The organism is Pseudomonas sp. SIMBA_067 (assembly GCF_046534675.1).
GTDB classification, from domain to species: domain Bacteria; phylum Pseudomonadota; class Gammaproteobacteria; order Pseudomonadales; family Pseudomonadaceae; genus Aquipseudomonas; species Aquipseudomonas putida.
Genome location: NZ_JAWRYH010000103.1, coordinates 1 through 369, shown reverse-complemented (window position 1 = coordinate 369; position 369 = coordinate 1). Strand labels below are relative to the sequence as shown.

The 369-nt window shown below is 65.6% G+C and carries 1 protein-coding gene; it reads left to right on the top strand.

Annotation, left to right across the window (positions count from 1 at the left end; all coding sequences use genetic code 11):
• Positions 1–15 precede the first annotated feature (15 nt).
• Positions 16–369, top strand: a 354-nt coding sequence (locus SB765_RS28275) for a DeoR family transcriptional regulator (RefSeq protein ID WP_410932307.1), incomplete at its 3' end; no start/stop codon positions are given.

Sequence of the window (369 nt, the reverse complement as noted above, 5' to 3'; positions counted from 1 at the left end):
GATACGGACGCGCTCATGCGTTGCGGCCATCGCGGCCTCCCCATTCGACATAGGACGGCGCCCATGGTAACGTGCAGTTTCGTGCAATTTCAAGATATTTCGTGCAATGCGATGCTGACGACCCAACGCAAGAAAGCGATCCTCGACGCGCTCGCCCGTGACGGCCAGGTGCTGGCCGTCGAACTGAGCGCGCAATTCGGCGTATCCGAAGACACCGTGCGGCGCGACCTGCGCGAGCTGGCCGCTCGTCTGCACACCCTGCTGCGGCGGGTGGCGGGGCGGGCGGTGAATGTGATCGAACACGGGCCTTTGCGTTACGACCCCAGCAGCTGCGAGGCGACCCTGGCCGGGCGGCCGGTCGACTTGTCC